Annotated in this window: 7 protein-coding genes; all 7 read right to left on the reverse strand. The window is 36.7% G+C overall.

Annotation, left to right across the window (positions count from 1 at the left end; genetic code table 11):
• Positions 1–169 precede the first annotated feature (169 nt).
• The 7 genes from AAHB12_RS27650 to AAHB12_RS27680 all read right to left on the reverse strand — a co-directional run bounded on the left by AAHB12_RS27650 (position 170) and on the right by AAHB12_RS27680 (position 6,102).
• A complete protein-coding gene (locus tag AAHB12_RS27650; RefSeq protein ID WP_342048415.1) occupies positions 170–1,078 on the reverse strand; it encodes an AraC family transcriptional regulator in 909 nt (302 codons plus the stop codon).
• Positions 1,079–1,787: 709 nt separating this feature from the next.
• Positions 1,788–2,399, reverse strand: coding sequence for an alpha/beta hydrolase (locus AAHB12_RS27655; protein ID WP_129731391.1), 612 nt, complete (start codon positions 2,397–2,399; stop codon positions 1,788–1,790).
• On the reverse strand, positions 2,399–3,343 hold the full coding sequence (locus AAHB12_RS27660; protein ID WP_342048416.1) for a ring-cleaving dioxygenase: 945 nt from the start codon (positions 3,341–3,343) through the stop codon (positions 2,399–2,401). The genes AAHB12_RS27655 and AAHB12_RS27660 overlap by 1 nt, the downstream gene beginning before the upstream one ends.
• 39 nt (positions 3,344–3,382) lie before the next feature.
• Complete coding sequence (locus AAHB12_RS27665) at positions 3,383–3,991, reverse strand: flavin reductase family protein (protein WP_129731387.1); 609 nt, start codon at positions 3,989–3,991, stop codon at positions 3,383–3,385.
• A 22-nt stretch (positions 3,992–4,013) separates the two neighbouring features.
• Positions 4,014–4,952, reverse strand: coding sequence for a ring-cleaving dioxygenase (locus AAHB12_RS27670; RefSeq protein WP_129731385.1), 939 nt, complete (start codon positions 4,950–4,952; stop codon positions 4,014–4,016).
• A gap of 116 nt (positions 4,953–5,068) precedes the next feature.
• Positions 5,069–5,467: a DoxX family protein gene (locus AAHB12_RS27675; RefSeq protein ID WP_342048417.1), complete on the reverse strand. Its 399-nt coding sequence runs from the start codon at positions 5,465–5,467 to the stop codon at positions 5,069–5,071.
• Positions 5,468–5,658: 191 nt separating this feature from the next.
• Positions 5,659–6,102 carry a MarR family winged helix-turn-helix transcriptional regulator gene (locus AAHB12_RS27680; protein WP_129731381.1) on the reverse strand — a complete coding sequence of 148 codons (444 nt, stop codon included), beginning with the start codon at positions 6,100–6,102 and terminating at the stop codon, positions 5,659–5,661.
• Positions 6,103–6,214 lie beyond the last annotated feature (112 nt).

Genomic DNA, 6,214 nt, shown 5'->3' on the forward strand with positions numbered 1-6,214 from the left:
AAACTCGCCGATTGGCAGCCCTGCCTTTGGGTGAAGACAGAGGTGTAGTTGCACTTATATGTATCCCTAAAATTCCCTACTGCATCGAATTCACTTCTAGCTGGGAATGTATACTCTCTTACAGTGAAAAAACCCCCACGTTAATGCTATGCATTAACGTGGGGGGAACTCAATGCTCTGTATATTCAGTTGTTTTCGAGTCTATATAAAGCAAGCGAAAGATTCCTGGTGGACTTCCCATTACAGAATGAAAAACACGAGTAAAATAGTGAACCGTTTTAAAACCAGTTTGTTTTGCAATATCCTTGATAGATAAATCTGTTGTTTTAAGTAATGCGGCAGCTCTTTGTACTCTCTCATTTTGCACAAACTCTGAGTAACTTACACCTAATTCTGATACAAACTTTCTTGACAAGTGCCGACCCGATATGTGGAACTGGCTAGCTACATCGTTAAGTTTTAAAGGACTTGTTATATTATCATTAATGTATAACTTTGCTTGACTAAGAAGGGGAGAAATCATTTCAACAGGTTTGTTTTGATGCTTACTGTGTGAATAAGGAACAAAAATTTGTAGTAATGAAAGAATAAGGGCGTAGGCTAGGTTTGTTAGCATTTCTTCATAAAAGAGCTGTTCAGAATTTGTTGTTTGGATAAGAAGGGATTTCCAAAGCAATACAGCAATTGTGTCATCACTTACAGGTGCAATTACTTTGGAACATTTCCGAGCTTCCCTTATTATTTCTATCCATTCTTCACTTGATTCTGATTCTGTTAATTCAAATGCCACATAAAGGAGGGCTAATCCATTTTCACTTTTTATTTGGTGTGAAACATCCGGTCTTGAAAGAAACATCATATTTTTTTGTAGAGCGTAAGTACGATCGTCTTCTATATAATATCCTTCACCATCAACCACAAAACAAATCTCAAAAAAAGAATGTTTATGAGATACAACGTCATAGTGCTTTGGCATAACCCCCCAATAATGTACATGAAAAGATGATCCATTTTGAGCTAAACGATGAACATATTGATTCAAATAAAATTTTCCTGATATAAATTTACTTAAATCCAAAGAAACCCCCTCCAGTTAAACGTGAGCTGAATCCCTAAAATAGGAAAATGCACAACATCTACACTGCCCATTTCCCGTATTCTCTGGGGAACAGGTAGCGCAACTTCTCTTGAATTCACACACAATTATAAGAATGGAGATATTCTGACACAGCCTTTTACCCATTTGTGTTGGATACCTTTGTTATTTCTTCTGAATAGAAGGGTTCTCTTTCTCTTGTTATTATATCTATTATAAGAAGTGAACTTCCCTTTTCAACAATTCTCACATTCCAAGTGTTTTATCGATTTTGATTTTTTTACTTTTCTCTTTATATTTTTCGTGCACCTCTTGCTCATCAATATTTGCATACCATCATATAAAAGCTAAAAAGTAATCGATTATATTTTTAAGCATATTACACTCTAGTATAGGAGTCCTGATGGTACAAAGACATCTTTTTGTCCTTTAAAGAATATCATTAAAAAGCTTATCTTATGTGGTCGTATTTTTGTCTTTTAGAGACATCTTATTCAATAATTATAAATTGGGGATATGTGCCTTCCTAAAGTACAATCACGAGAACTTGCCAATTGGTAAACATTTGGATGAAGACAGAGATGCTACTGTGATCAAATTGGTTTACAGCTGGAAATTCATAATTTCTTACTGTGTAAAATATGAAAAGTCCTCCCTTTTATAAAGTGAGAGGACTTGAATAATACTTGTATTATTTAATAAATAATTTTTGATACCAAATTGCTGCAGCTTCGACTTCTTGAGGCGTTAATTGATGCCCTCGATCCTCCCAATGTATCTCTACATTGGCATGAGCCTTTTCTAATAACGATTGTAGTTCCCCAGATTCCATCGGAGAGCAGATTGGATCATTTGTCCCAGCTGCAATAAATACAGCCTTACCTGATAAATCCGGAAGATCAATTCCTCTTCTTGGTACCATAGGATGATGAAGAATGGCACCCTTCAATGCATTCCCATAATGAAATAATAGACTTGCTGCTATATTTGCTCCATTTGAATAGCCAATAGCTACTACATTTTCTCGATCAAAACCATATGTTTTTGCTGCTTCATCAAGAAACTCGTTTAATTCTTTTGTACGAAAGACAAGATCTTCTTCATCAAAAACTCCTTCAGCCAATCTTCTAAAGAATCGAGGCATTCCATTTTCTAATATATTCCCACGGATGCTTAATACGGAAGCCTCATCATCAATTCTTCCTGCAAGAGGCAACAGGTCTAATTCGTTGCCACCAGTACCGTGAAGCAATAATAGCGTTGGTTTTGTTGGATCAGTTCCCTGATGAAATAGATGTTTCATTATTTATCCCCCTCCAGAACGCGAACCTCCACAAGAGGTAAGGTTTCTTCTAATTCTTCTCTTTTTGATTCTAACCATGATGGCAGCATGAGTTTTTTTCCAAGTGCATTTACTGGTTCATCCACTGCAAAGCCTGGCGGGTCGGTTGCTATTTCGAAAAGGATGCCTCCTTCTTCATGAAAATACACTGCTTGAAAGTAGTTTCGATCACGAACTTCTGTTGGATAATATTCTTTGTCTTGGAGAAGCGATCTCCATCTTACAAGGTCTTCTTCATCCCTTGCTCTCCATGCAATATGGTGAACCGTTCCAGCCCCCATTAAACCACGAACGGAAGGAGTCAACTTAATATCAATGGTATTTCCAAGATTCGCATCTGCCCTAAATCTAAGAAAGCCTGATTCATCTCCAATACATTCAAGACCCATTATGTTTTCAAGTAAATCGGCAGTTTTATTAGGCTGGGCTGAAAGTAAAGTGGCCCCACCAAACCCTTTAATGGCATGTTCTGCTTGAACTCCTCCAAAGTTCCAATTATTTATTGGTCCTTCATTTCTTTCTACCAGTTCTAGTTCGAGTCCATCGGGATCATTAAATTTCAAATATTTTTCACCAAAGCGAACGGAAGAACTAAATTCAATCCCAAATTTTTGCAAGCGTTTCTCCCAAAATTGAATTGAGTCTGTTGGAACAATGTAACTAGTGACTCCTACCTGACCAGTTCCAATTCGGCCTTTTAATTGTTTAGCCCATGGAAAAAATGTGATAACAGTTCCTGGTTGACCAGTTTCATTTCCAAAATAAAGATGGTACACTTCTGGACGATCAAAATTAATGGTTTTTTTAATAAGTCGCAACCCAAGTACACCTGCATAAAAGTCTATATTTCGTTGGGCATCGTTCACCATCGCTGTAATATGGTGGATACCTGCTGTTTTTTGCATGTTTATCCTCTCCATTTATCAATGGGATTTTATAAGGAGCTATTTAGGTCTTTCGATTTCAAAAATCTCACCAATCTTAGCGTAATGATTTCCAGCCAAGCGGCTTATGGCAGCTAAGCCGCTTGGATCAATTCTTCCATTTTCATAAATGTCATCTTCAATATGAAATTGAACAACCTTTCCTATAATAAAGTCACACCCTGGTGTCTCTGTTCCTCCCAATTCCAAGGAATGCTCCAATGAACACTCCATTCGAATTTTCGCTTCCTTTACACCTGGTACAGAAATCTTTACACTTTCTACGGGAGTTAAGTTAGCTAACTCTATTTCACTTTGATTCGCTGGAAGGCTTGCAGCAGTTTTATTTACTTTTTCAACATTTTGTTCGTCGACGATATGGACAACAAATTCTTTCGATTCGATGATATTTCTCGCTGTATCCTTTTGTATCCCCGATGAACGTTGGATAGACAATGAAATCATAGGAGGATTGGATGACACGATATTGAAATAACTGAATGGTGCACCGTTCAAAATACCGTCTTTTGAAATTGTTGTCACGAAAGCAATTGGTCTCGGAACAATACTGCCTATTAGCAATTTATAATTTTCTCTTTCCGTATTTTGGGATGGATCTATCGAAAGCAAGGAAATCAATCCTTTCATAAAATTAGTCTAATTCTCTTACTTCAAATGGTAACAACACGCGTTTAATTTGCTCTCTATGCGTTTCATATTGTTCAGGCAACATCAACTTTTCTCCCATAGTCGCTTGTGATTCGTCATGAGCAAATCCTGGAGGATCAGTTGCAATTTCAAAAAGTATTTCGCCATGCTCTCTAAAGTAAATCGCATTAAAGTAGTTTCTATCTCGAACAGAAGTGACACCATATCCATTCGCTGCAACATACTTTTGCCAGTCTAATTGATCTTGGTCATCAATAGCCCGCCAGGCAATGTGGTGCACTGTCCCAACGCCCATTTGTCCACGTCCAATAGAAGTTAATTTAAGGTCGATAATATTTCCGATATCAGCAGTAGCACGATAACGAGCGAAATCTCCTTCTTTACCGACTAATTCAAGCCCCATTACTTTTTCCAACAATTCAGCGGTTTCGTTCGGCTGTGCTGATAATAATGTAGCTCCCCCAAAGCCTTTTATAGCAACATCCGGTGTTACATCCCCGAAAGTCCATGTATTGACTTCTCCTTCTTCTCTCTCCACAATTTCCAAGTGAAGTCCATGCGGATCATCAAATTCCAAATACTGTTCTCCAAAACGTTCCATTTTTGTGTAAGAAATATTAAATTTTTCTAGTCTACTTTCCCAGAATTCCATGGCACCCTTTGGAACAACGTAAGAAGTGACACCAACCTGACCGTCGCCAATGACTCCTTGATGAGCTCCTGCCCATGGAAAAAATGTAATAATTGTTCCTGGTTTTCCACCTTCATTACCGAAATAAAGATGATACGTACCTGGATCGTCAAAATTTACAGTTTGTTTGACTAAGCGCAAGCCTAAAACTCCAGCATAGAAATCTACATTCTCCTGTGGGTGACCTACAATCGCTGTGATATGGTGAATACCCATCGTTTTTTTACTCATTTTGTACACTCCTTTTTTTATCAAAAATTTTAATAACTTATCTTATCCCTTTGATACAGTTAAACTTATATCAACTATAACAATTTCTAATTAAAGAATCACTAATTCGAGACATTTTAGAATAAAAAGGCATCTAAAGCATATTGACCAGGACCCGTTAAAGCTACGCCAATCGCTACTACCAGCAACGTTAGATTATATTCATACCCATTTTGTGTTGCCCATAATCCATTTGGACCGTGGACCTTAACAATTGCCATTACCATTGTTGCAGCAATCATAATACCAGCGAGAGGTGTAAGGAGTCCTGCTGCAAATAAAATCCCTCCTATAAGTTCGGCTAAACCTGCGAAAAGAGCCATAGTCACACCTGGTTTAATACCAATTGATTCCATCCATCCTCCTGTACCCTTTAATCCATAACCACCAAACCAACCAAACAGCTTTTGCGCTCCATGACCAATAAATAATACGCCAATTACCAATCGAATTATTAATAAACCAACATCCATCATTTTTATATCCCCCTTAAAATTTGCTATATCTCGAATTCGAGACTTTATACCTGAAAAATTCAGACTCATGCTTTTATTCATTTTGGATACTGTTAAAACGTATAGTAAGCTAATATTTATTTCTTTTATCACCTTCTCTTCACTTATCACTAAATAAGATATTACTAATTAGAGATATTTGTTAAAAATTTTTATAATCCTTGAGCGTGATATCCTAATTTTTTTAGCTGTTCAATCATTTTCTCTTTCTCATTAGGATCCAAACCGCCAAATATTTGTTGAATTGCCTCTTTATGCTGAGGAAAAATGTTACTTAATAGCTCAGCGCCTTCTGAAGTAATTGATGCAAACGTAACACGGCGATCTTTAGGACATGGTTTTCGTACTAAGAGCTGTTTTTTTTCTAACTTATCAACCACATACGTAATACTACTGCTTGCCAGCAATATTTTTTCACCAATCTTTTGTATAGGTTGATCACCTTTATTAAATAGTAACTCCAGAACTGCAAATTCAGTTGGGTTAAGTCCGTATCTTTTTATGTCTTCTTCGACACGTTTTGTTACTGACTGCACTGCTCGTGATAGTACAACAAATAACTTTAAAGATAAATCCTCATTATTAATTGAACTCAAAATTATCAATCCCTTTACAAATTATCTCGAATTCGAGATTTATTATATAATTACTAAATTCGTATGTCAATAAGGCATTTTAATCTTATTAAAGTATTCTACCTCATTGATT

Source organism: Bacillus sp. OTU530 (genome assembly GCF_038440375.1).

Coding starts and splice junctions, on each gene's coding strand:
- AAHB12_RS27655 (WP_129731391.1), bottom strand. CDS start 2,399: ATGAAACATCTATTTCATCAGGGAACTGATCCAACAAAACCAACGCTA.
- AAHB12_RS27660 (WP_342048416.1), bottom strand. CDS start 3,343: ATGCAAAAAACAGCAGGTATCCACCATATTACAGCGATGGTGAACGAT.
- AAHB12_RS27670 (WP_129731385.1), bottom strand. CDS start 4,952: ATGAGTAAAAAAACGATGGGTATTCACCATATCACAGCGATTGTAGGT.
- AAHB12_RS27675 (WP_342048417.1), bottom strand. CDS start 5,467: ATGATGGATGTTGGTTTATTAATAATTCGATTGGTAATTGGCGTATTA.